The following is a 21,656-nucleotide window of genomic DNA, read 5'->3' as shown; positions in this document are numbered from 1 at the left end:
TCGACCCGCCCGACCTTGGAGCTGCCGTGACCCGTTCGTTCGCCGACCGCCACATCGGACCCGATTCCGGCGAACTCGCCCGGATCCTCGCGACCGTCGGCGTCGAGTCCCTCGACGCGCTGGCGACCACGGCACTGCCCGCGACCATCCTCGACGAGTCCGGCCTGGGCGCGCTGCCCGCGCCCGGCACCGAGCACGAAGTGCTCGCCGAACTGGCCGCGCTGGCGCACTCCAACACCGTCGCCACCTCGATGATCGGCCTGGGCTACTACGACACGCTGACCCCGCCGGTGCTGGTGCGCAACCTGCTGGAGAACCCGGCCTGGTACACCGCCTACACCCCCTACCAGCCCGAGATCAGCCAGGGCCGCCTCGAAGCGCTGCTCAACTTCCAGACCATGGTCTCGGACCTGACCGGCATGGATGTCGCCAACGCCTCGATGCTCGACGAGGCCACCGCCGCCGCCGAGGCGATGACGCTGCTGCGCCGCGCGGGCAAGTCCCCGTCGAACCGGCTGCTGCTCGACGCCGACCTGTTCCCGCAGACCAAGACCATCATCGGCACCAGGGCCGAGCCGCTGGGAATCGAGATCATCGAGGCCGACCTGTCGACGGGCGTGCTGCCCGAGGGCGAGTTCTTCGGCGTCATCGTGCAGACCCCGGGCGCGTCCGGCCGGATCGTCGACTGGACCGCTTTGTTCGGCGCCGCGCACGAGCGCGGCGCGCTGGTCGCCGCCGGTGCCGATCTGCTGGCCCTGACCCTGATCACCCCGCCCGGTGAGCAGGGCGCCGACGTGTGCTTCGGCACCACCCAGCGTTTCGGCGTGCCGATGGGCTTCGGCGGCCCGCACGCCGGCTACCTCGCGGTGCGCACCGCCTTCGCCCGGCAGCTGCCCGGCCGGCTGGTCGGCGTGTCGGTCGACGCCGACGGCGCTGCCGCCTACCGCCTGGCCCTGCAGACCCGCGAGCAGCACATCCGCCGCGAGAAGGCCACCTCCAACATCTGTACCGCGCAGGTGCTGCTGGCCATTGTCGCCGCCATGTACGCCAGCTACCACGGTGCGAACGGACTGCGCGCCATCGCCCGCCGGGTGCACGCGCACGCGGCCGCGGTCGCGTCCGGGATCGGTGCCGCGCTGGTGCACAACACCTTCTTCGACACCGTGCTGGCGCATGTGCCCGGCGGCGCGGAAGCCGTTGTCGCCAAGGCGAAGTCGCAGGGGATCAACCTGCGCCTGGTCGACGCCGACCACGTCGCGATCGCCTGTGACGAGGCCACCACCGACGCGCACGTGGCCGCCGTCGTCGAATCCTTCGGCACCGCACAGGCTCCCGACGCGGGCGCCGGTGCCCAGCCCGCCGCGATCGAGACCCGAACCTCGGAGTACCTGACGCATCCGGCGTTCACCCGCCACCACACCGAGACCGCCATGCTGCGCTACCTGCGTTCGCTGTCGGACAAGGACATCGCGTTGGACCGCAGCATGATTCCGCTCGGTTCCTGCACCATGAAGCTCAACGCGACCGCCGAGATGGAGGCCATCACCTGGCCCGGCTTCGCGCGCCTGCACCCGTTCGCGCCCATCGAGGACGTGCCCGGCATCCTGAAACTGATCGGCGATCTCGAGCAGTGGCTGTCGGAGATCACCGGCTACGACGCGGTGAGCCTGCAGCCCAACGCCGGGAGCCAGGGCGAGTACGCGGGTCTGCTGGCGATTCGCCGCTACCACCTCGATCGCGGTGACGACCACCGCGACGCCTGCCTGATCCCCTCCAGCGCGCACGGCACCAACGCGGCGTCGGCGGCCATGGTCGGCATGCGGGTCGAGGTCGTGAAGTGCCGTGAGAACGGCGACGTCGACCTCGACGATCTGCGCGCCAAGATCGCCGACCACGCCGACCGGCTGGCCTGCATCATGATCACCTACCCGTCCACGCACGGCGTGTACGAGCACGAGGTGGCCGAGCTGTGCGCGCTCGTGCACGACGCCGGCGGTCAGGTCTACGTCGACGGCGCCAACCTCAACGCCCTGGTGGGCCTGGCCCGTCCGGGCCGGTTCGGCGGCGACGTCAGCCACCTGAACCTGCACAAGACCTTCTGCATCCCGCACGGTGGCGGCGGTCCCGGTGTCGGTCCGGTGGCGGTGCGCTCGCATCTGGCGCAGTACCTGCCCGGTGACCCGCGGGAGGCGGGCTCGCACGCGGTGTCGGCGGCGAACTACGGTTCGGCCTCGATCCTGCCGATCACCTGGGCCTACATCCGGATGATGGGCGCGCAGGGCCTGCGCGCGGCGACGCTGACCGCGATCGCCTCGGCCAACTACATCGCCCGCCGCCTCGACGCCTACTTCCCGGTGCTCTACACCGGCGAGAACGGTATGGTCGCCCACGAGTGCATCCTCGACCTGCGCGAGATCACCAAGCAGACCGGCGTCACCGTCGACGATGTGGCCAAGCGTCTGGCCGACTACGGCTTCCACGCTCCCACCATGAGCTTCCCGGTGGCGGGCACCCTGATGGTGGAGCCGACCGAGAGCGAGAACCTCGAGGAACTCGACGAGTTCATCGCGGCCATGATCGCCATCCGCGGGGAGATCGACCAGGTCGGCGCGGGCGTGTGGCCGGTGACCGACAACCCGCTGCGCGGCGCGCCGCACACCGCGGCGAGCCTGGTGGGCGAGTGGGACCACCCCTACAGCCGGGAGGTCGCGGTCTACCCGCGCGGCATCGGGCACACCCGTCCGAAGGTGTGGCCGCCGGTGCGTCGCATCGATGGTGCCTTCGGCGACCGCAATCTGGTCTGCTCGTGCCCGCCCATGGAGGATATTGCTGCGCTTAGTATCGAGGAGTGACGGCAGCTTCGATCCACGCCGCGGTCTACCTGCGGCAATCCCTCGATCGCGAACAGAACCTTCTCGCAATCGCCCGGCAGCGCGGGCCGTGCATCGATCTTTGCGCGGCCCGCAGCTGGGTGCCCGTGGAGTACGTCGACAACGACACCTCGGCGACCACCGGCAAACGCAAGGCCTACACCCAGATGCTCGCAGACATCGAGGCGGGCCTAATTCAGGCAATCGTGGTGTGGGATCTCGACCGGCTGTACCGGCGGCCGATCGAGCTCGAGCACCTGATCGATCTCGCTGACCGCTACGGGTTGCGACTCGCAACGGTCACCGGCGACGTAGACCTAGCGACCGACAACGGCAGGCTATTCGCCCGGATCAAAGGCGCCGTCGCGCGGGCTGAGGTGGAGCGGAAGAGCGCGCGGCAGAAGGCCGCGGCGCTGCAACGGGCGCAGTCCGGGAAGCGTCCGGTCGGGCAAACGCTGTTCGGATTCACCGCCGACGACGATCCGCACCCGGTGCACGGGCCAGCGGTCGCCGGCGCATACGCCGATGTGCTCGCTGGCATCAGCGTCCGCGCGATCTGCCGTGGCTGGGTGGCGGCCGGATATACGACCGCCCGCGGCAACCTGTGGACATCGCCCATTCTCAGCAGGGCACTGCGCAACCCGCGGTATGCCGGTCTGCGGGCCTACAACGGCGAGATCGTCGGGAAGTCCGAGAAGCCGGGCCTCGTCGACGAGAACACATGGTGGGCCGTGCAAACGCTGCTGTCGGACCCGGCACGTAGGCCGATGAACTACGGCCGCCGCTACCTCGGCACGGGGCTATTCCGTTGCGGACGGTGCCCCGATGCTCCGAAGATCGGCACAGGGACATCTGGGGGGTATCTCGCATACAAGTGCCGGCGGTGCGCATTGTCGCGAAACCAGCCAGGATTCGACGATCACATTCTTCGATTGACCGCCGCCCGGCTCGCGCAACCCGACGCCGCCGAATTGCTGGTGTCCCGCGACGTGGACAACGTCGATGAGATCCGCGCGCAGGTGACCGCTCATCAGGCCCGGCTCGATGCGCTGGCGGCCGACTTTGCAGAAGGCGAGCTGACATCGTCGCAATTGCGCACCGCGACAGCGCGACTGCGCGAGAAGATCGACGCGGCCGAGGCGCAGATCCTCGACGCCGCGCAGCGCCGTGTGTTCGAGGGCGTTATCGGCGCAGGTGACACGCTTGCCGCCCTGCTGGGACTGTCGATCGACCGTCAGCGCGCAATCGTAGATGCCCTGATGGAGGTCACGTTGCACCCCGGTCGCCACGGCGGCCGGGGCTTCCACTCCGACGGGATCGAGATCGCGTGGCGCTAGCGGTTGATTCCAGATTGAACTAACTGCGACGGGCCGTTTGAGTTCCGTTGCGGTAACTGGACTTTCGCGGAGACTCTTCCGGCAAACCATCAACGAATGTATGTTCGATGACTAGTGTCACGTTTTTCGGATGACGACCGGGGGTACCGGGATGCTCGATTCTGAGGAGATCGCCCGCAAGTTAGAGGTTTGTGCGCCTGCGAGGTTCAGGTCCGCGCTCGGCTTCGGTCCTGGTGAGGCGCGGGCGCGCATCGCGTCCCGCGCCGTCTGGCTCCCGGCCGAGGTGGTGGTGTTCGGGGGGCTACTCGGGATCCAGCCCTCCCGCCTTGTCGATCTGCTCGGCGACGAGATCCATCAGAGGTCCGACGGGGACCTCAAGTGCTCGACATAGTGCGATGAGCGTCGGCGCCTTGATCGCTGCGGTGCCGGCCTCCGCTCGGCGGATCGTCATCACGGGCACGCCGGAGAGGTCGGACAGCTCCTCGCGGCTGTAGTCGCGTTTCGCGCGAGCGGCGCGGAGTTCCGCGCCGATCGCCTTGTTGGCCTCGGCCACTGTCATCCCCATAGCCGGTAAGTATCGGCTTAGTTCCATCGGCGGCGCAAGCGGTCACGAACAGAAATTGTTCAAAACCGACCACCCGAAACGCTTGCCAAGTGTTCGCTTTCGAACCTAAAGTGTTCGCTATGGAACACATCGCCGCACGAGTCGGGGCATCCGTACTCGCCGCACTCGAGGATGCTGACGTATCTCTCAGGCGGGCCGCGGACGAGTCCGGTATTGCCCTTGTCACTCTCAGCCGCAAGTGCAACGGCCTCGGTACGAGGACGTTCGACGTGCTGGAGCTGTACCGGCTCGCGAAGGTGATCGGGCGCCCGGTGTCCGAGCTGCTCCCGGAAGACCTCCGCGCATGAGCGCCGCACGCACTGCCGAGGAGCGGGCCGAGCAGCGCCGCGCCGACTGGATCGCCGCGCGTCTCGCCGAGGCGCCGCCGCTCAGCGCTCAGCAGCAGCACGTCATTCGGCGCGCGTTCGCCGCCGCCCCGGCCGCACAGATCGGGAGGGCAGCAGCATGACCAGCGCCACCCGCCAAACGCTCGCGTTCACCACCGACCTTGCCCGCGCCAGCGTCCCGCTCGCCTCGGTCGTCCTGTTCTGGTGCGCGCTCGCCTGGAATTCGCCGCTGTACCTCGCGCTCACTCTTCTTGGTGTCGTCGCGTCCTGCGCGGCCGTCCGCCCCGATACGTCCCCGGGCTCCGATCCGGGGATCTCGCCGCCCGACGCGGGTGACTCGCTCCACGCGTCGGGCGGCCTGCCAGCCCAGTAACCCAGTGCGTCCGCCGAGCAGCCACTCGACGGACGCGGTCCCAGTAACCACCAGAACAAGGAGATCGTACCGATGTCCCAATTCATCCCCCGCATCGTGGGCAAGATTTTCGGCAGCGCGCCGCGGCACGCCCTTGGGTTCGGCGCGGTGCTGACCGTCGCCGTGATCGCCGCGCGGATCAACGCCGAGCGCAAGGCTGCCGCCGAGTACGGCCGCCACGCCGCCCCGGTGGAGTCGATCCCGTTCGCCGACCCGGCCGCCGCCGTCCGCGCGGCGCTCGTCACCACGGTCGACCCGGACCGGCCGAAGTATCCCGCCGCGCCCGCCGACCCGACTCCGACGTTGCCGCTGTCGCGCGCCGCGCTGGCCGAGGTGATCGAGGTGAGCGGCGGTCGACCGATGCACGACCTCGACCTCGTGCAGCGGGCATGCCGCCACGCTGACAGCCTGAACGGCCGGTGCGCCGACTGCGGCATGACCTGGGCGGCGCAGGCCGACGCGATGGGCGGTGCGCGATGACGAACCCCGACGAGTCCGCGCAGGTCTCCCACATCTACGACGTCACTCGGTGCTGCCTCCGCGACCTCGTCGAGGCGAACGCCCACAGCGGCGAGACCGACTCAGCGTTCGTAGCACTGGCGATCAGCCTGCACGGGTCGAACCCCGACAACCTCTCCCAGGTGCTCGCCGCCGCGGTGCTGCGCATCGCCACCGCAGAGCGCAACCGCGCCGACCAGTGCGACGAAATCGCCCGCCTGACTGCCGAGCTCGACATCGAGCGGGCGCGCGCCGCCCACACGAAAACGCGCCTGCGTCGCCGCATCCACCGCGCCAACCGGGGCCGCGCCGCCCTGCGCGCCCTCACACGATCGGAAATCCCGGCATGACCAGACACACCGACAGGACGACCAGCGGCGAGACCTGGGAGGCCGTTGCGGGCTCGCACGAAGCGGCCTCCGCGCAGCTCGACGAGCTGATCAAGGCCGTCACCACCTGTGAGTGCGGGCACGCCGCGGATTCGCTCAAGCACTACGACACCACCACCCTCATCGCGCTCCGCCGGTGGCCCGCTGACTGCCTGGCCGCTCTGGTCGCGGTGGCGGTTACCCGGCTCGCCGGGATGAAGGCAGGTGAGCAGCCGTGAGCACTCTCGCGCACGTCATCCAGGTCGCTATCTGCGGCGGTGCTGTCGCTGGCGCGCTCGTGTTCCTGGCGGCGCACTGGATTCACGACGCCCTGCATCCGGCGATGTCGGCGACGCTCGGCCTCGGCGGCGAGCAGCTGCCCGACGACGAGGCCTTGTGCGGCTGGTGTGGTGGCGGCGGCTGCGACGAATGCGACCCCGACGCCTTCCGTCCGGACCCCGGCGCCGAGCAGGACCGGGCCCGCGACCGCTGGATCGATGGACAGATGGGGGTCGTGTGATGGCGATCTACGAGAAGCGCGTCCGCATCGTCCGGCGGACCGAGTACGCGGTGCCCGGCGCACTGCCCGGGGGGCACGGCGTGCCGATCGCCGAGCTGTACAAGGCGATCGCCGCAGCCGAGGCCGACTACCGGGCTACGCACGGCACCGAGCCTCGGCATGACGACTGGCTGCGCCTGTTCGCCTACGACGAGGAGATCGTCGCGGTGCTCGAAGTCGAGAGCGTTCAGGGGGCGTGATGGCGACCGAGCACGTGATTCCAAGCTGGGAACACAAGGCAGCCTGCCGAGACGAGGACCCCGAGCTGTTCTTTCCGCTGCCGTCCGCGAGCGCCGTCGACGCCCGCAAGGTGTGCAAGCGGTGCCCGGTCCGTCGCAAGTGCGGCGAGGCTGCCAACCTCGCCGGTGACAGTGGCGTGCGGGCGGCGTTCCGGTTGCCCGAGGAGCGCGAGAAACTGCGCAAATACCTCGGCCTCGACGCCAGGGAGTGTGAGCGCTGCGGTGGCTCGATTGCCGCCGGTAACCGGATCTCGGTTTGCTACGACTGCACCGCTGCGGCGCGCAGTGATCGGGCCGACGCCACAGACGCCCGTCGGCACCTCCAATCGCTGCGTAATCAGGGTTTCCTGCTGGCTGAGATCGCCACAGCGACGGGCGTGAACACGACGACGCTGTCGAAGATCTCGCGTGGGGTATCCGCGCACGCGTCGCTCTACGTCATCGACCGGGTGCTCGACATCAACCCGGGCGCCATACGCCGGGCGGTGGACGCATGACGCTGGCACTGATCGAACCCCGGCCCTTGGCGCTGGTCGAGCCGGGTCTGTACCCGGACGTCCCGGACGAGGTGTACCACTCCGACCGCGACAGCCTGTCGAGCTCGGGCGCGAGAACGATCCTGTTCGACAGCCCGAGCGAGTTCCGCAATCAGCCGCGGGTCGAGAAGTCCGACTTCGACTTCGGGCACGCCGCGCACCTGTACGTGCTCGGCAAGGGCGCCGAGCTCACCGTCGTCGACGCGCCGGACTGGCGGTCGAAGGATGCCCGGCAGGCGCGCGAGGAGATCCGCGCTGCCGGGCGGGTGCCGATCCTGATCGGCGAGGACCGGCAGGCCCGCGACATGGCGAAGGTCGCGCTCGATCACGAGCTCGCCGGGGCCTACCTCGCCGAGGGTGACCCCGAGCTGTCCGGCTGGTGGATCGACGAGCCGACCGGCGCGCGGCTGCGGCTGCGCCTCGACTGGCTCACACGCCTGCCGGATGGCCGGTGGATCGTCGTCGACTACAAGACGTCGAAGGCGTCCGGTCGCCGGGCGTTCGCGAAATCCGCCGGCGAGTACGGCTATTTCATGCAGCAGCCGTTCTACGTCGACGGGCTGCTCGAGCTCGGCATCAAGGTGTCCGACTTCGTGTTCATCACGCAGCGCAAGACGCCGCCCTACCGGATCACGATCGCCCGCATCGACGCCGCCGACGTCGACCTCGGCCGCCGCTGCAACCGGCGCGCCATCGAGATCTTTGCCCGCTGTATGGCCGCCGACGAGTGGCCCGACGACAGCCACGAAATCCCAACCGTCTCTATCCCGAGATGGACCCGCGACCGCGCAGAGGAGCTGCTCGCATCATGACCCACCCCGACCGATACCAGCCGACCGACGCCGTTGCCCGGCAGTCGATCACCTCGCAGGCGACCGTCGTCGAGCAGTCCCGCGCTGTCGCCGAGGTGCAGGCCGCCGTGACCGTCGCTCAGCAGCGCCCACGCAACCGGGCCGCCGCGGTGCAGGAGATGCGCGACGCGACCGCGCAAATGAGCGTGGCGAGCCGCGCGTACTTCCGGTTCCGGCGCGGCGGCGAGAACGTCACCGGGCCGTCGATCCACCTCGCCCGCGAGCTGGCGCGCTCGTGGGGGAACATCGACTACGGCATCAAGGAGCTGCGGCGCGACGACGCCAAGGGCGAGTCCGAGATGCTGGCGCACGCATGGGATATGCAGACCAACGCGCGTGCGTCGACGACGTTCATCGTGCCGCACATCCGCGACACCCGCGACGGCGCGAAGAAGCTCACCGAGACGCGCGACATCTACGAGAACAACGCCAACGCTGGTGCTCGGAGACTCCGCGAGATGATCCTCGCTGTCCTGCCGTCCTGGTATGTCGAGGAGGCCAAGTCCAACTGCGACGCCACCCTCGAAGGCGGCGGCGGCAAGCCGATCGCGCAGCGCGTCGCCGACGCCATCCGCGTGTTCGAGGAGATCGGCGTCAGCGTCAGCCAGCTTGAGGCCAAGCTCGGCAGCTCGTCGAACGCGTGGACCGGGCACGACGTCGGGCAGCTCGGCGTCATCTACTCGTCGATCAAGCGCGGCGAGACCACCATCGGCGACGAGTTCACGCCCGCCGCTGGCGATCCCGAGACCGGGGTGTCGGCCGCCGAGATCACCAGCACCGGCCGTAAGAAGCGCACCACCCGGCGCGCGCCGGCGAACGAGCCGAAGCCCGAGGAGGCACCGGCCGAGCAGCCCGACAGCGCGCCCTCGGGCGATGTCGCGCCGCCCGACGACGGCCCGGCCAACGACTCCCAGTTGAAGCGCCTCGGCGAGCTGCTGGGCGAGGTCGGGCTGACCGACGACGCCGGAAACGAGACCGCCGGGGGTGCGCAGTGAGCACCGCCGACCAGCACCGTATTGCTGCCACTGCGGCGCTGAGCCGCATTGAGCGCGCCGATAGTGACCAGGCCGCAACGGCATTCGCCAGCGCGGCCATTGCCGCCGCCTTGCTCGCCATCGAGGCCCGTCTCGGCGAGCTCGTCGACGCGCAGCACACCGCGACCCTGCTCGCCGGATCTGCCTACGGGATGACCGATCCCGGCCTCGTGCATCGCCTGGTCTCCGACCTCGGCGACACCGTCAAGGCGACCGCGCAGCAGGCACGGGGCGGTGAGGACCAGTGAGAAAGGTGGTCATGGTCGGCACCGGGGACCTGCGGCAGGCCCTCACCGCGGTGCGGGTGCACGCCAGCGCCGACAAGGACGACCCTCGATACCACCGCGTGCGCCTGCAATTCGGATACCAGCACCTCACCGTGTCCGCGACGGACCGATACACCGGCGCGCTCGCGATCGTGTCGCTGTGGGGCGATCCGCCGCCCAGCGGGTACGGCCTGGCCGTGGTCGAGCTGCTGCCCGAGGACGTCGCCAAGATCCTCGCCATCTTCAAGGGCGGCAAGGAGGCCACCGGTGGCGGGGCCTCGCCCGAGAACCTGCTCCGACTCGAGGCGCTCGGCGATGCGCTCCGGATCACCGATTGCTCGGGGATGATCGACGGCCGTGTGCTGAAACTGCCTCGGCTGGCGGAAGATTCGTCGCTGATCGACGTCGTGAAGAACGTCGAGATGATGCAGCGATCCCGCGCGACCGCCATCGACGATATGGCGGTCGCGGGGGAGCTGATCGCGCGGTTCCGGGAGGCGGCGAAGGCCTACGGGGCGTCGCTGATCTTCCAGGGGTACGGCCGTGACGCGCTGTTCGTCCAGTGCGGCGACTCGGTCCTCGGGTACTGCACGACGCGCACCCTCGCCCATGACCGGCGCGCCCGGTCCGACGAGTGGTCGAAGGACTGGTCGTACCGGTTGCCCGGCCTGCTCGACGAGGCCCGCAAGATCGCCGGCGACCGCGAGACCGGCGAGGTGAGTGATGGATGAGAGGTGGTGGCTACGTCGTGGATCCGCTGACGGGCGCGCAGGTGCGCGAGCTGATGCCGTGCGACTCGTTCGAGTGGCAGCGGATCGTGCGCCGCATCAAGATGCAGACCACCACAAAGCTCGTCGCACTGGTGATGTCGACGTATGCGAACGCGGACGGCTCGCACATCGTCGTGGGCGTGGTCCGGCTGATGGCGGTCACGGATACGAGCAAGGCGACCGTGATCCGGCACCTCGAGTTCCTGCGCGAGATGGGTCTCATCAAGCGCGTGAAGCAGGGCAACCGGCACACGGGCGACTCGGACGAGTACCGGCTGACGGTGCCCTCGGATGTGCTCGATCTGCCGATGCTCGGACCCGACGAGGGCGGCAAGTCTGGGTCTCACCCATGAGCCCCGGAAAGCCCGTCCGGACAACGAGTCTGGGTCTCACCGGTGAGCCCGGGAGTTATCCACAGGCCGCGAGTCTGGGTCTCACCCATGAGACCTATGCGGGCCGGGCCGCGAAATGTCTAGGTCTCACCGGTGAAAAGTCTAGGTCTCACCGGTGGCGAGTCTGGGTCTCACCCATGAGACAACACCAACCCATACCAACCACTTACCAACCGAACCCGCGTGCTCACCTCCGAAACGCAACTCACTTCCGCGCCCCGGGGCTGTGGACAAAATGACCCTCGATCGCAGCGGAGATGAGCGCGACCCGGACGACGATCCGGACGCCGTCTGGCACGACCCCACATGCCGGAACGGATGGCTCTCCCCGCCCGACTCCGACGTCATGCGGGCCTGCCCGATTCACCGGCCACCGCCACCCGATTCCGGGATCCACGACTTCACCCACCGACCACCCAGCCAGCGAGCACAGCAGGCGATCGACGCCGCAGACCGCAAGGAGCAGAACCGATGACCGAGATCGACGGACAGACCACCATCGAATTCACCACCACCCGCGGCCGGACCGTCCGCGTCGGCGACCGCTACCACGACGCCCGCGAGCACAACCGTCGCGTTCTCAAAGTCGAATCGCTCGGCGTCTACCAGCCCGCCGAGTACGGCGGCGTCCAGAAGCCGCCCGTCTGCTCGGTCACCTGCTCAGTCACCCGGCCCCGCGGTGACGGCATCGAGCTCATGAAGCCCACCACGATGGACGCGAACCGCATCACGGGGCGCGACTTCGTGCTCATCGAGGACGAGCCGACGCGCGTCGACGTCACGATCAACGCGCCGGTGGCGAAGGGCGGTGCGCTGTGAGTACCCCCGAGCCGTTCTCCGCCGCGCTCCCCCGCGAGGCGCGCGACGCCATGCGCGACGTCGTCGCCATCGTCGAGGCCGCCCACCGAAACGACCGAGTCGCGATCGCCGCACTCGCGACGTACATCAACGTCACCGAGGTGCTGAACGCGTTCGCGCACCTCGTGATCAAGGTCGCCGACGCGTCGCAGCTCGAAGGCCTGCGCCGCCTCGTCGACGCCATGACCGCCGAGGAGGGTCACCGTGGCGAGTGACCGCGAAACCCTGACGAACCTGCTGCTCGACTGCCAGGAGACCGCCGCGTCGCCGCGCGAGACCGCCGACTTTCTGATCGAGCGCGGTGTGCGTCTGCCCGCCCGCAAGATCACCACGATGGAGGAACTGCTCGGCCTTCCTCGCGGGGTGGTGGTGCGGTCGCGGCACGGTTCGATCGGCTGTCGATTCGATGATGACTACGGCGTGGTGTTCGGCGACGATCGCCCGTTTGCCTGGACCGCCCTCGGCCTACCGGCCACGGTCCTGTTCACCCCCGCTGAGGGGGGCCGACGGTGATCGACGTCCTGATCCTGCCCGGCACCGGCTCGCCCCGCGGCGACGCCGTGTGCGCCGCGTTCGCGCAGTCTCTCGACCCCGACCGCTTCGCGCCCCGCATCGTCAGCTACCCGGCCACGTACGGCGGTATCCAGATGCCCTACGCCGAGTCCCGGGCCCTCGGCCGCAAGGCGCTCGCCGACGCCGTCCAGCGCACCGCGAACCCCGCCATCATCGCCGGATACTCCCAAGGCGCCGGGATCGCCGGGGACCTCGCCGCCGAGATCGGCGCCGGAGCACACCCCGACCTCGAGGTGTACGCGTGCGCGCTCATCGCCGACCCCGCGCGCCCGCCCGGCGCCGGGATGCCGCACCGGCCGCCCGCGCCCGGCTACGGCATCGCCGGAACCCGGGTCATCACCGGCCTGCCGACATGGTGGGCCGCCGCCGCCGGCGACCCGATCACCGCGCTGCCGCCCGGCAACCCGTTGCGGACGATCGCCGACGTGTCCGAGTGGTGGTCGCTGTCCGGGCCCGCCGCCGCGGCGCGGTGGGGGCAAGACCTCGTCGACAAGTGCCGCGCCGGGGCGTTCCAGCGGTGGTGGTCGCCGTCGAACTGGCAGACGTGGAACGGCGCCATGGCGTTCGCCCGCGGCTACCTCTGGGACGGCCGACACGGCGCCGCCTACATCACCGAGGGGCACGTGCAGGCCCTCGCCGAGACCATCGGAAAGGAGTTCGCCGGTGTCTGAGTGGCGATTCAAGACCCGCCAAGAAGAGCACGAGGAGCTCATCACCGAGGCAGTGCGCCGCGCCATCGAGGCGGGGCAGCTCGTCGCCGCCCCGATCACGCTGATCAAGCTCACGGCGTGGCACGGCAAACCCGTCTACCTCGACGCTCACGAGGTCGCCGTGATCGAGCCGGTCGAGCCCCCACCGATCGCGGTACCGGCCGAGTTCGAGGTCGCGGGAACCGTCGTGACCCTCGCCGCCGGGCGCTCGATCGTGGTCAGAGAGGAGTCGGACGAGGTGTACCGGCGGGTGCGGACAACACTCGCCGGCGAGGCGGTGACCGAGTGACCCGCTCACGCGCGAGCGCGAAGGCCGCCGGAACGCGGCACGAGTCCAGCATCGCCAACTACCTCGCCGAGCAGCTCGACGACGACCGGATCGAGCGGCGCGCCAAGACCGGCGCCAAGGACCGCGGCGACATTGCCGGGGTGCGCGCGCCCGGCGGCGGCCGGATCGTCATCGAGTGCAAGGACTACGGCGGGCAGCTCAAGGCCGGGCCGTGGCTCGGCGAGGCCGAGACCGAGCGGGGCCACGACGACGCCATCGCGGGCGTGGTCGTCGCCAAGCGGCGCGGTGTCGCCGACCCCGGCGCACAGATCGTGCTCATGACCGTGCGCGACCTCGTCGCGCTGCTCAGTGGACAACGACCCGAGGAGGCATAGGCCATGTCCGACACCGATCGCGACTACCTCGATCTCACCGCGGCTGTGCACCGCGCGGTGTCCGCACACGCCCACCGCACCGGCCACCCGATCGGCTACTGGGCGCGCGACCGCATCGCTTGCGAGGCGTGGCAGGAACTCCACCCGGGCAGCACCGCCCGGCGGCCATGGGACGCACCGAAACCGCCGACCCCGTCACCCGTCGTCGGCGTGGAGCTCCGGAACGGGCAACTCGTCATCGTCGACGACACGACCGACCCCGGACGGATCGAGGCCGCGCTCAACCGGATGGCCGAGCTCGTGCGGACGATCAAGGGCCTCGTGTGATCGGGCAGCGCGCCGAGGCGCTGACCTACGACGAGATCCTCGCGTACGCGGCGTGGGCGAACCCGTTCCTGCCCGCCGTCGAGGAGCTGACGGTCGAGCCGTGGGCGAGCCCCGGCCGGGTGAGCGTGGCGCCCGAACTGTCCAGCACAGACCGCCGCACATGGGACGAGGCGCTCACCCGCGCTCGCCCCACTGGACCGCGCACCCTGCCCGAGGTGCTGTGGTGCCACGTCGTCGCCCAGCAGCGTGAGCTGTGGCCGCTGCCCGACGGCCCGTTCGACACGCCCGAATGGATACGGCGGCAACGACTTCGGCCGTTCTCCGACTACGCCGGGCGCATAAACGATCCGGCCCTACGCCTACCGAGGTGCCTATGACCGAGACCGCCGAGCACCGCTACATCGAGCGCCACGACGTCAAGCTGCTGCGCGGCTACCTGCTCGATATCCCCGAGCTCGCCGAGGATCTCGCCGTCGCCGTCATGCGGCAGGACCGATACGAGCGCGGGGGAGGGCGACGCCGACGCCGCGGTGACGGGCAGCCGCTGCCGTACAACGTCGAGGCGCACGAGGTCGCCGAGCACCTGCACAACGTGCTCGGCGGATGGGTGCGCGTCGTGTGCGAGCACCAGGACCGGCGATACGACGGCCCAGACACCACGCCCGGGCTCGCCCGCTGGCTGCTGCGCCACCTCGAAACCCTCGCCGTGATCCCCGGGGCCGAGACCGCGCTCGGCGAGATCAAGGCGGCGAAGACGGCGGCCGAGCGGATCGCATGCCCGCCGCCGATGATCGTGCACATCGACGAGGAGCGGCTCACCGTGGCGCGGTCCGAGCGGCTCAACGCGGGCGGGATCGCGGCCCTCGCCCGCGAGCTCGGCGACGAGTGGCGCCACCTCACGCGGCGCCGCGTGCACGTGCTCGCCGAGGCCGGGCTGATCGCGCCGGTGCCCGGGCCGTGGCATCGGCACTGGCCCTCGCAGTGGATCGTCGGCGAGGTGCTCGACGCGCACCTGTTGCTGCCCATCCGGCGACGGCACACACGACGAGATGGGAGGGTGGAAGCGTGACGATCGAGGAGTTCATCGAGGCTCGGCTGACCGAGGATGAGACGATCGCGGGTGCGATCCCGCACGGGGTGTGGCGGGCTGAGGTCAAGCACGGGGCTGCTCTGGTTGTTGACTCCGACGCCGACACGGTGGTGATCGTCGGCGACGAGCGCGAGAACGCCCACATCGCCCGCCACGATCCTGCCCGGTCCCTGCGCCAGGTAGAAGCGCTGCGGGCCGTGGTCGGCCGCCGGGCCGGTGAGCACCGCGAGCAGTATGGCAATTGCGAGACGTGCCGCGACTACGACTTCCACAGCGAGTACCGGCCGGTGCCATGGCCGTGCCCCACCGCGCGGGCTATCGCCGCGATCTGGTCCGACCACCCCGACTACCGGACTGATTGGGACACTCGCGACCAGGGGTGATCGCTTACGGACACGGAAATTGCTACGCTCAGCGCGTAGCGTGACGTGTCGGTCCGGCACGGTCACGATCAAGAACCCACCTCATCCCCTCCGAGGTGGGTTCTGTCGTATCTGCCGGGATGTAGCTAACGGAAAGCATCGGCACCGCCGAGGAGCCCACGGGCAGACCCCGGTTCGACTCCGGGCATCCCGCCAACCGCCACAATCCGAGGAGCATCATGCTGTCTGCGCTGTCGTCCGCCGTGTCCGCTGCCGCTGGCGCTGTCGAGTGGGGCGAGGTCCTCGCTGCCGTCGCCGTCGCGCTCATCGGCGCCATCTTCTGATGAACGTCCTCGACCTGCTCGGGCTGCTGCTCGGCTGCTGGCGCACACCAGCACCGCGCACGCTCGAGCAGCCGATCTACACCATGCCGCTCGGCTACTGGGTGTGGTGAGATGGCCCAGCCGACCGAGTACACCGTGGATCCAGCCGACGATCCCCGGTGCCGACTGGTACATCGAGGGCAAGCGCTACCGCGAGGTACGACGGACCACCACATCGGACGGATACACGATCACCCTCGCGCCACACGAGCAACAGTGATGGCGCACACGCCCGAGGTGATCAAGATCGACGTACTGATGCGGGTGCACGGTGCCACCGAGGTGCACCAGGTTGCCACCGTGGACCTGCCGGTCACATACCAGGGCAACGCCAGCGCACAGCTCGACCCCGGCCCGATCGCCGACGCGGGCGACGCCATTGCCGACGCGATGCGCAAGGTGCTCGACGACCATGCCTGACTGGCTCGACCGCCTGATCGTCTGGGCCGTCGGCATCGTCATCACCGCGGCGAGGTGGAACCGATGGCCGTGAAGCGCAGCACCACCACACGAGACCGGCACCGCGCCCAGATCCGACGCACCAAGCCACCATGCGGGATCTGCGACGGACCGATCGACTACACGCTCCACTGGCGCAACCCTGGCGCATTCGTCGTCGACCACATCATCCCCCTCGCCCTCGGCGGCCCTGACACCATCGAGAACAAGCAGGCGGCCCATCGCCACTGCAACCAGCAGAAGGCGGACAAGGCGCCCGAGGAGATGGCCGCAGCGAGTGCACCTCGGGAGTTCGTTACCTGGCGAACGTGGTGAACCGCTCACCGCTCACCGCGATGAACCGCTCACGGCTGTAGTAGCTGACCCGCTCGCCCACACGGGCAGGCTGCTCGACGTCACGCACGAACACATGCAGGCCGACACCGCTCATGCTGCGCTCGACCCACAGTGCGTGCGTACCCACCTCGTGCAGGACCCTAGCCGCCTCGGGGTGAAGCTGGCCCTGGTCGTCGATCACGTCATCGAGATCCCAGCACGCCAGCCCATCGCCGAGCATCACACCGTGAGGGCGATCGGCCACTCGGTCGAAGGTGACCCACGTCGAAGGATCGGTCGAGGAGGCCGGCCGCCCGTCACGCTGGGTCGGGCGCTTGCCGTCGCGAGCTGTCCACCTCGGCAGGCTGGTCATCGACTCAGGGATCGACGAGGGCGCACGATGCAGACGCTGACGGCAGCGCGACCCGCACGTCTGAGGCCGAGGGCCGCGACCAGACCAGACGCGAGAGCGTCCGCACATCACGCATGAAATAGCCTGCATGCCAACGATTTTACCGTCTGACCTGCTGTTTGTCACAAGTAGCGCGAGGCTGGTCAGCAGACGCGACGGATACAGCTGAAACAGCGAAAATGCCCCCCAGCGGCCCAAATCCGCTCAGATCGGCCCACAGGCCCGGCAATGGGTGGGGGGCATACCCTCCCCCTGCCCGCCGGAGCACCCTCCGGCATAGGCGGTGACCCCCCACGCCCGAATTTTTCTCCCCGAGGAGGTGAGCGGGTGCCACCTCGTGAGCGCCGGACCCGCACCAGCCGGGCGGGCAAGCCGGATCTGACCGTCGTCGACTCGTCGGCCGAGGCCGCCGCGCCAGCGAAGCCCGAGCAGCCGCTGACGATCACCGAGGCGGCCGACGCGGGCAACCGCATCGAGGAGTTGCGGGCCACCCGCCGGCGGCTCGCGCGGGCGATGGACGACCCGAAGACCCCGGCCCGCGATCTGTCACCGCTGGCGCGCAACCTGTTGGCGATCGGCAAGGAGATCGAGGCCCTCGAGCTGCTCCACAAGGATGAGTCGTCCGTCGTCGCGGGCACCGAAGATGAAGCCTGGGACGGCACCGGCTACTGACCGGCGGCTCTCGACGCTGGCGCGCTACGTCATTGCGCCGACGGGCATCCGGTCGACCGGGTGGCCGAGCGTGCGGGACACATGCCATCGGCTCGGCTGGCGGTTCGATGAATGGCAGGACGGCGCCGGGAGGCTGATCCTGTCGAAGCGATCCGATGGGCTGTACGCCGCTGACGCGGTCGTGATGAGCATCCCTCGGCAGGTCGGCAAGACGTACTTGGTGGCGTGCATCATCTTCGCCCTGTGCCTGATCTTCCCGCGAATCACGGTGATCTGGACGGCGCACAGGACGAAGACCGCCGACGAGACATTCGAGACGTTCGACGGGATGGCGCAGCGGCGGCAAGTCGCCCCGCACGTCCGGCAGATCACCCGCGGCAAGAGCGACAAGGCGATCCGGTTCCGCAACGGATCGCGGATCCTGTTCGGCGCCAGAGAGAACGGGTTCGGCCGCGGCTTCACCGACGTCGACGTGCTCGTGTTCGACGAGGCGCAGATTCTCGGCGAGGCCACGCTCGAGGACATGGGCGCCGCCCAGAACGTCGCGAAGAACCCGCTCACGTTCTTCATGGGGACGCCACCTCGGCCGAAGGACCCCGGCGAAGCATTCACCCAGCTGCGGCAAGAGGCGATCGACGGTGACGACGACACCACGCTCTACGTCGAGTTCTCGGCCGACCGCAACACGGACCCGATGGACGTCGAGCAGCTGCGCAAGTGCAACCCGTCGTATCCGCACCGGACGACGCACCGTGCGCTGCTGCGCCTGCGAAAGCTGCTCAAGTCCGACGACTCGTGGAACAGGGAAGCCCGCGGGATCTGGGACGAGATCAACAAGCACGCCGCGGTGGTCAGCGCCCGCCGGTGGCGCGATATGGCCGCCGACGGGCCGCCCGATAGGACCAAGCCTGACGCGCTCGGCGTCGACATGTCACACGCTCGCGAGATCTCGATCTCGGCGTGCTGGCTCGATGGCGAGAACGCACATTGCGAGGAGGTGTGGGCGGGTGTCGATTCCGACGCTGCGATCGAGTGGCTCGTCGCCCGGGCCCGCCGGCGGACTCCGATCGTGATCGACGGCGTCGGCCCGGCGAACGCGATGATCCCGATACTGCGCGCGCGCAAGTGCCGGGTGATCCAGACCTCGAGCGTCGACATGGCGAAGGCCTGCGGGCAGTTCGTCAGCAAGGCCAAGTGGAAGCGGCTCACCCACGCCGCACAGCAGGCGGTGACGGACGCGCTCGCGGGCGCGCGCAAACGGCCGATCGGCACTGCTGGCGGCTGGGGCTGGGACCGCACCGACGAGACAGTGAATATCGCGCCGATCGTGAGTTTCACGCTCGCCCTTTTCGGCGCGCTGGCGACGGTCGGCAAACGACGGACTAGCAGCGGGAAGGCGGTGATCATGTGACGACGGATCTTGCCCTTTCGGTGATGCCGCAGATCGGCGATCTCGACCACCAGGAACAGAGCACGCTCAACGTGCTGATGCGGCAGATGGCGGCGAAGTGGCCGCGCAACGAGTTGCGTGCCCGCTACCACGACGGCAAGAACGTGCTGAGGTCCCTCGGTGTCGCGATCCCGCCCGAGATCGCAGAGAAGACCGAGACGGTTGTCGGCTGGCCGGAGAAGGCGGTCGAGGGTTTGGCACACCGCATCCGGCACGACGGGTTCGTGATCCCCGGCGAGTCGGCCGAAGACATGGGCATCAACGACATGTGGTCGGCGAACCGCATGGATCTCGAAGCCCCACAGGCGCAGATCTCGGCGTTCATCCACGCGTGCGCGTTCCTCGCTACCACGCAGGGGGACGTGCAGTCGGGCGAGCCGGATGTGTTGATCACGGCCCGGTCGGCGCTGTCGGGCACGGGGATCTGGGATCCTCGGCGGCGTCGGCTGTCGGCCGCGCTGTCGATCGTCGCGTTCGACGAGTCGTTCCCGGCCGACCAGCGGGTGACCGAACTGGTGATGTACCTGCCGGACAAGGTGGTCACCGTGCGCCGCGCTGCTGGCCGGTGGTGGACCGAGCGGCGCGCGCATTCGCTGGGCCGGGTGCCGGTGGAGCTGCTGCCGTATCGCCCGCGGCTCGACCGTCCGTTCGGCCAGTCGCGGATCTCGCGCGCCGTCATGTCGATCACCGACGAGGCGGTTCGGACCGTCCTGCGCACGGAGATCTCGGCCGAGTTCTTCGCCGGTCCGCAGCGCTACATTCTGGGCGCCGAGCCCGAAGCTTTCGAGGACGCGACCGGGCGACAGCGCACGGGCTGGGAATCGGTGATCGGCCGCATCCTGGCCATAGGCCGCGACGAGGACGGCGAGCTACCCACCGTCGGCACGTTCGCGCAGATGAGCTTTCAGCCTCACCTCGAGCACATGCGCAGCATCGCGATGCGGTTCGCCGGCGCGACGAATCTGTCGGTGGGGACGCTCGGCGTCGTGACCGACAACCCGTCGTCGGCCGAGGCGATCCACGCGAACAAAGAGGAATTGCTGATCGAGGCCGAGAACGCGGCATCAGTATTCGGCCATGCGTACTGCAACGCGATCAGGACCGGCGTGCAGATCCGGCAACGCCTCGACAAGGCCCCGCCGGAACTGGCGAAGCTGCGCGTGAAGTGGCGCGACCCAGCAACGCCTTCACGCCAGGCGGCATCCGATTCCGTCCTGAAAGTCGTGCAGGCGTTTCCGTGGATGGCAGATTCCGAGGTTGCGCTCGAGCAGCTCGGATGGGACGAGACGACGATCGCCCGCGCGATGGCGGACAAGCGCCGCGCTGCGGGCGCCGGCGTACTGGGCAAACTCACCGAGGCGGCAGCGCAGCGCGCGGAACAGGCCGCCCCGGCCGCCGCTCCACCCGCCGCCGCCGATCCTGCCGAGGAAGCGAACGCGCTCAAGGCGAAGTTCGACGCGCTCGGCGTCGCGATCAGGGCGGGCGTCAAGCCCGAGGACGCCGCGCGCAGGCTGGGCCTGGACGGTATCGAGTTCACCGGCGCGACACCGGCGAGCCTGCGCCTGCCCGAGTCGCAGGCTGCCGATCTCGAAGAGCGGTAGTGACCCCGTACGAGGCGTTTCGCCGCGCGATCCGCGACCTCGTCACCCTCGCCGAGTCCGACGTCCGCGACCTGTGGCGGCTCGTCCAGGATGGCGGCCCGGACGCGCTGTACGAGCTGCTGCCCGACATCGTCGATACCTACGGCGCCGCGGCCCAATCGGTCGCCGCGGACTACTACGAGGAGCTGCGCGAAACCTCCGGCGTCGCGGGCCGGTTCGCGCCGATCACCGAGGCCCCGGCGACCACGGGCACCGGCTCGCTTATCGGGTGGGCGACCGCCGAGGCCGTGAGCACCGAGTCGTTCCAATCGATGATCCTCGGCGGCGTGCAACAGCGCATCGTCAATCAGTCGCGCGATGTGGTGCGGCTGACCTCGATCGCAGATCCTCGCGCGTCCGGATGGATGCGCATCGGATCCGGTAAATGCGACTTCTGCACGATGCTGATCCGCCGTGGCGCGGTCTACACGGAGAAGTCGGTCGACTTCGCGAGCCATCCCAAATGCGGATGCAACGCCGCCCCGGCATTCAACCGCGAGCAGATCAGCGCGGTGCGATCCGAGTTCGTGGAATCCGCTCGACGCCGGTCAGAGGAAACGAAGGCCGCCGACAACGAGCGCGTTCGCGAGTGGATCGCCGCCAACCTCTAAACGTCCAGTGCCGCACGGCGCTGACCTATCCCGCATGGGAGCGATGAA

At 69.3% G+C, this 21,656-nt stretch carries 34 protein-coding genes; 32 read left to right on the top strand and 2 right to left on the bottom strand.

Annotated elements, in window-relative coordinates; translation table 11 throughout:
* The first annotated feature begins 26 nt into the window (after positions 1-26).
* Both gcvP and V8688_RS14345 read left to right on the top strand, forming a co-directional pair.
* Complete coding sequence (gene gcvP, locus V8688_RS14350) at positions 27-2,852, top strand: aminomethyl-transferring glycine dehydrogenase (RefSeq protein ID WP_342801013.1); 2,826 nt, start codon at positions 27-29, stop codon at positions 2,850-2,852.
* Positions 2,849-4,207: a recombinase family protein gene (locus V8688_RS14345; protein WP_342801012.1), complete on the top strand. Its 1,359-nt coding sequence runs from the start codon at positions 2,849-2,851 to the stop codon at positions 4,205-4,207. The genes gcvP and V8688_RS14345 overlap by 4 nt, the downstream gene beginning before the upstream one ends.
* Before the next feature lie 301 nt (positions 4,208-4,508).
* Here V8688_RS14345 and V8688_RS14340 read toward each other — a convergent pair whose 3' ends face one another.
* On the bottom strand, positions 4,509-4,772 hold the full coding sequence (locus V8688_RS14340; protein ID WP_342801011.1) for a helix-turn-helix transcriptional regulator: 264 nt from the start codon (positions 4,770-4,772) through the stop codon (positions 4,509-4,511).
* A 119-nt stretch (positions 4,773-4,891) separates the two neighbouring features.
* Here V8688_RS14340 and V8688_RS14335 point away from each other — a divergent pair, with 119 nt between their 5' ends.
* From V8688_RS14335 to V8688_RS14210, 26 genes are all read left to right on the top strand, one after another.
* The gene (locus tag V8688_RS14335) at positions 4,892-5,119 is read left to right on the top strand and encodes a hypothetical protein (protein ID WP_342801010.1); all 228 of its coding nucleotides are present in this window, start codon (positions 4,892-4,894) and stop codon (positions 5,117-5,119) included.
* Positions 5,116-5,280 carry a hypothetical protein gene (locus tag V8688_RS14330; protein WP_342801009.1) on the top strand — a complete coding sequence of 55 codons (165 nt, stop codon included), beginning with the start codon at positions 5,116-5,118 and terminating at the stop codon, positions 5,278-5,280. The genes V8688_RS14335 and V8688_RS14330 overlap by 4 nt, the downstream gene beginning before the upstream one ends.
* Complete coding sequence (locus V8688_RS14325) at positions 5,277-5,531, top strand: hypothetical protein (protein ID WP_342801008.1); 255 nt, start codon at positions 5,277-5,279, stop codon at positions 5,529-5,531. Before V8688_RS14330 ends, V8688_RS14325 begins: the two co-directional genes overlap by 4 nt.
* A 72-nt stretch (positions 5,532-5,603) precedes the next feature.
* Complete coding sequence (locus V8688_RS14320; RefSeq protein ID WP_342801007.1) at positions 5,604-6,050, top strand: hypothetical protein; 447 nt, start codon at positions 5,604-5,606, stop codon at positions 6,048-6,050.
* The gene (locus V8688_RS14315; RefSeq protein WP_342801006.1) at positions 6,047-6,418 is read left to right on the top strand and encodes a hypothetical protein; all 372 of its coding nucleotides are present in this window, start codon (positions 6,047-6,049) and stop codon (positions 6,416-6,418) included. The genes V8688_RS14320 and V8688_RS14315 overlap by 4 nt, the downstream gene beginning before the upstream one ends.
* On the top strand, positions 6,415-6,675 hold the full coding sequence (locus tag V8688_RS14310; RefSeq protein WP_342801005.1) for a hypothetical protein: 261 nt from the start codon (positions 6,415-6,417) through the stop codon (positions 6,673-6,675). Before V8688_RS14315 ends, V8688_RS14310 begins: the two co-directional genes overlap by 4 nt.
* Positions 6,672-6,956, top strand: coding sequence for a hypothetical protein (locus V8688_RS14305; protein WP_342801004.1), 285 nt, complete (start codon positions 6,672-6,674; stop codon positions 6,954-6,956). Before V8688_RS14310 ends, V8688_RS14305 begins: the two co-directional genes overlap by 4 nt.
* The gene (locus V8688_RS14300; protein WP_342801003.1) at positions 6,956-7,195 is read left to right on the top strand and encodes a hypothetical protein; all 240 of its coding nucleotides are present in this window, start codon (positions 6,956-6,958) and stop codon (positions 7,193-7,195) included. Before V8688_RS14305 ends, V8688_RS14300 begins: the two co-directional genes overlap by 1 nt.
* A complete protein-coding gene (locus V8688_RS14295) occupies positions 7,195-7,731 on the top strand; it encodes a WhiB family transcriptional regulator (RefSeq protein ID WP_342801002.1) in 537 nt (178 codons plus the stop codon). Before V8688_RS14300 ends, V8688_RS14295 begins: the two co-directional genes overlap by 1 nt.
* Entirely contained in the window at positions 7,728-8,582 is an 855-nt protein-coding gene (locus V8688_RS14290) for a PD-(D/E)XK nuclease-like domain-containing protein (protein ID WP_342801001.1), read from the top strand. The genes V8688_RS14295 and V8688_RS14290 overlap by 4 nt, the downstream gene beginning before the upstream one ends.
* Positions 8,579-9,616 (top strand): hypothetical protein, encoded by a 1,038-nt coding sequence (locus V8688_RS14285; RefSeq protein ID WP_342801000.1) that lies wholly within the window; start codon positions 8,579-8,581, stop codon positions 9,614-9,616. The genes V8688_RS14290 and V8688_RS14285 overlap by 4 nt, the downstream gene beginning before the upstream one ends.
* Positions 9,613-9,903, top strand: a complete 291-nt coding sequence (locus V8688_RS14280; protein ID WP_342800999.1) for a hypothetical protein — start codon at positions 9,613-9,615, stop codon at positions 9,901-9,903. Before V8688_RS14285 ends, V8688_RS14280 begins: the two co-directional genes overlap by 4 nt.
* Before the next feature lie 11 nt (positions 9,904-9,914).
* Positions 9,915-10,652: a hypothetical protein gene (locus tag V8688_RS14275; RefSeq protein WP_342800998.1), complete on the top strand. Its 738-nt coding sequence runs from the start codon at positions 9,915-9,917 to the stop codon at positions 10,650-10,652.
* A gap of 17 nt (positions 10,653-10,669) precedes the next feature.
* Complete coding sequence (locus V8688_RS14270; protein ID WP_342800997.1) at positions 10,670-11,044, top strand: helix-turn-helix domain-containing protein; 375 nt, start codon at positions 10,670-10,672, stop codon at positions 11,042-11,044.
* A 510-nt stretch (positions 11,045-11,554) separates the two neighbouring features.
* On the top strand, positions 11,555-11,902 hold the full coding sequence (locus tag V8688_RS14265) for a hypothetical protein (protein WP_342800996.1): 348 nt from the start codon (positions 11,555-11,557) through the stop codon (positions 11,900-11,902).
* On the top strand, positions 11,899-12,156 hold the full coding sequence (locus tag V8688_RS14260; protein WP_342800995.1) for a hypothetical protein: 258 nt from the start codon (positions 11,899-11,901) through the stop codon (positions 12,154-12,156). The genes V8688_RS14265 and V8688_RS14260 overlap by 4 nt, the downstream gene beginning before the upstream one ends.
* A complete protein-coding gene (locus V8688_RS14255; RefSeq protein ID WP_342800994.1) occupies positions 12,146-12,454 on the top strand; it encodes a hypothetical protein in 309 nt (102 codons plus the stop codon). Before V8688_RS14260 ends, V8688_RS14255 begins: the two co-directional genes overlap by 11 nt.
* On the top strand, positions 12,451-13,185 hold the full coding sequence (locus V8688_RS14250; RefSeq protein ID WP_342800993.1) for a PE-PPE domain-containing protein: 735 nt from the start codon (positions 12,451-12,453) through the stop codon (positions 13,183-13,185). The genes V8688_RS14255 and V8688_RS14250 overlap by 4 nt, the downstream gene beginning before the upstream one ends.
* Complete coding sequence (locus V8688_RS14245; protein WP_342800992.1) at positions 13,178-13,513, top strand: hypothetical protein; 336 nt, start codon at positions 13,178-13,180, stop codon at positions 13,511-13,513. Before V8688_RS14250 ends, V8688_RS14245 begins: the two co-directional genes overlap by 8 nt.
* Positions 13,510-13,887: a hypothetical protein gene (locus V8688_RS14240; RefSeq protein ID WP_342800991.1), complete on the top strand. Its 378-nt coding sequence runs from the start codon at positions 13,510-13,512 to the stop codon at positions 13,885-13,887. Before V8688_RS14245 ends, V8688_RS14240 begins: the two co-directional genes overlap by 4 nt.
* 3 nt (positions 13,888-13,890) lie before the next feature.
* Positions 13,891-14,214 (top strand): hypothetical protein, encoded by a 324-nt coding sequence (locus V8688_RS14235; RefSeq protein ID WP_342800990.1) that lies wholly within the window; start codon positions 13,891-13,893, stop codon positions 14,212-14,214.
* Positions 14,211-14,591, top strand: a complete 381-nt coding sequence (locus V8688_RS14230) for a hypothetical protein (RefSeq protein ID WP_342800989.1) — start codon at positions 14,211-14,213, stop codon at positions 14,589-14,591. The genes V8688_RS14235 and V8688_RS14230 overlap by 4 nt, the downstream gene beginning before the upstream one ends.
* Entirely contained in the window at positions 14,588-15,283 is a 696-nt protein-coding gene (locus tag V8688_RS14225) for a hypothetical protein (RefSeq protein WP_342800988.1), read from the top strand. Before V8688_RS14230 ends, V8688_RS14225 begins: the two co-directional genes overlap by 4 nt.
* On the top strand, positions 15,280-15,687 hold the full coding sequence (locus V8688_RS14220) for a DUF6221 family protein (RefSeq protein ID WP_342800987.1): 408 nt from the start codon (positions 15,280-15,282) through the stop codon (positions 15,685-15,687). The genes V8688_RS14225 and V8688_RS14220 overlap by 4 nt, the downstream gene beginning before the upstream one ends.
* Before the next feature lie 581 nt (positions 15,688-16,268).
* A complete protein-coding gene (locus V8688_RS14215) occupies positions 16,269-16,469 on the top strand; it encodes a hypothetical protein (protein WP_342800986.1) in 201 nt (66 codons plus the stop codon).
* Positions 16,470-16,532: 63 nt separating this feature from the next.
* Entirely contained in the window at positions 16,533-16,823 is a 291-nt protein-coding gene (locus V8688_RS14210; RefSeq protein WP_342800985.1) for an HNH endonuclease signature motif containing protein, read from the top strand.
* Here the strand turns inward: V8688_RS14210 and V8688_RS14205 are convergent.
* Complete coding sequence (locus V8688_RS14205; RefSeq protein WP_342800984.1) at positions 16,804-17,088, bottom strand: hypothetical protein; 285 nt, start codon at positions 17,086-17,088, stop codon at positions 16,804-16,806. The two genes, V8688_RS14210 and V8688_RS14205, sit on opposite strands and share 20 nt — an antisense overlap.
* A gap of 474 nt (positions 17,089-17,562) precedes the next feature.
* On the opposite strand from V8688_RS14205, the gene V8688_RS14200 reads away from it, so the two are divergent.
* The 4 genes from V8688_RS14200 to V8688_RS14185 are packed head-to-tail and all read left to right on the top strand — an operon-like array spanning position 17,563 to position 21,608.
* Positions 17,563-17,907, top strand: a complete 345-nt coding sequence (locus V8688_RS14200; RefSeq protein WP_342800983.1) for a hypothetical protein — start codon at positions 17,563-17,565, stop codon at positions 17,905-17,907.
* The gene (locus V8688_RS14195; RefSeq protein WP_342800982.1) at positions 17,879-19,318 is read left to right on the top strand and encodes a terminase; all 1,440 of its coding nucleotides are present in this window, start codon (positions 17,879-17,881) and stop codon (positions 19,316-19,318) included. Before V8688_RS14200 ends, V8688_RS14195 begins: the two co-directional genes overlap by 29 nt.
* Entirely contained in the window at positions 19,315-20,958 is a 1,644-nt protein-coding gene (locus tag V8688_RS14190; protein WP_342800981.1) for a phage portal protein, read from the top strand. Before V8688_RS14195 ends, V8688_RS14190 begins: the two co-directional genes overlap by 4 nt.
* Positions 20,958-21,608 (top strand): hypothetical protein, encoded by a 651-nt coding sequence (locus tag V8688_RS14185; protein ID WP_342800980.1) that lies wholly within the window; start codon positions 20,958-20,960, stop codon positions 21,606-21,608. Before V8688_RS14190 ends, V8688_RS14185 begins: the two co-directional genes overlap by 1 nt.
* Positions 21,609-21,656 lie beyond the last annotated feature (48 nt).

Origin of the sequence: Nocardia sp. No.11 (genome assembly GCF_038752175.1) — a bacterium.
Lineage (GTDB): Bacteria > Actinomycetota > Actinomycetes > Mycobacteriales > Mycobacteriaceae > Nocardia > Nocardia canadensis.
The sequence above is the reverse complement of the archived record's forward strand: the minus strand, read 5'-3'. Positions and strand labels throughout refer to the sequence as shown.

Bases quoted from the DNA above. Each gene is read 5' to 3' on its own strand.
- V8688_RS14340 (WP_342801011.1), bottom strand. From the start codon at position 4,772: ATGGGGATGACAGTGGCCGAGGCCAACAAGGCGATCGGCGCGGAACTC.
- V8688_RS14335 (WP_342801010.1), top strand. From the start codon at position 4,892: ATGGAACACATCGCCGCACGAGTCGGGGCATCCGTACTCGCCGCACTC.
- V8688_RS14330 (WP_342801009.1), top strand. From the start codon at position 5,116: ATGAGCGCCGCACGCACTGCCGAGGAGCGGGCCGAGCAGCGCCGCGCC.
- V8688_RS14325 (WP_342801008.1), top strand. From the start codon at position 5,277: ATGACCAGCGCCACCCGCCAAACGCTCGCGTTCACCACCGACCTTGCC.
- V8688_RS14320 (WP_342801007.1), top strand. From the start codon at position 5,604: ATGTCCCAATTCATCCCCCGCATCGTGGGCAAGATTTTCGGCAGCGCG.
- V8688_RS14315 (WP_342801006.1), top strand. From the start codon at position 6,047: ATGACGAACCCCGACGAGTCCGCGCAGGTCTCCCACATCTACGACGTC.
- V8688_RS14310 (WP_342801005.1), top strand. From the start codon at position 6,415: ATGACCAGACACACCGACAGGACGACCAGCGGCGAGACCTGGGAGGCC.
- V8688_RS14300 (WP_342801003.1), top strand. From the start codon at position 6,956: ATGGCGATCTACGAGAAGCGCGTCCGCATCGTCCGGCGGACCGAGTAC.
- V8688_RS14295 (WP_342801002.1), top strand. From the start codon at position 7,195: ATGGCGACCGAGCACGTGATTCCAAGCTGGGAACACAAGGCAGCCTGC.
- V8688_RS14290 (WP_342801001.1), top strand. From the start codon at position 7,728: ATGACGCTGGCACTGATCGAACCCCGGCCCTTGGCGCTGGTCGAGCCG.
- V8688_RS14285 (WP_342801000.1), top strand. From the start codon at position 8,579: ATGACCCACCCCGACCGATACCAGCCGACCGACGCCGTTGCCCGGCAG.
- V8688_RS14275 (WP_342800998.1), top strand. From the start codon at position 9,915: ATGGTCGGCACCGGGGACCTGCGGCAGGCCCTCACCGCGGTGCGGGTG.
- V8688_RS14265 (WP_342800996.1), top strand. From the start codon at position 11,555: ATGACCGAGATCGACGGACAGACCACCATCGAATTCACCACCACCCGC.
- V8688_RS14235 (WP_342800990.1), top strand. From the start codon at position 13,891: ATGTCCGACACCGATCGCGACTACCTCGATCTCACCGCGGCTGTGCAC.
- V8688_RS14225 (WP_342800988.1), top strand. From the start codon at position 14,588: ATGACCGAGACCGCCGAGCACCGCTACATCGAGCGCCACGACGTCAAG.
- V8688_RS14215 (WP_342800986.1), top strand. From the start codon at position 16,269: ATGGCGCACACGCCCGAGGTGATCAAGATCGACGTACTGATGCGGGTG.
- V8688_RS14210 (WP_342800985.1), top strand. From the start codon at position 16,533: ATGGCCGTGAAGCGCAGCACCACCACACGAGACCGGCACCGCGCCCAG.
- V8688_RS14195 (WP_342800982.1), top strand. From the start codon at position 17,879: ATGAAGCCTGGGACGGCACCGGCTACTGACCGGCGGCTCTCGACGCTG.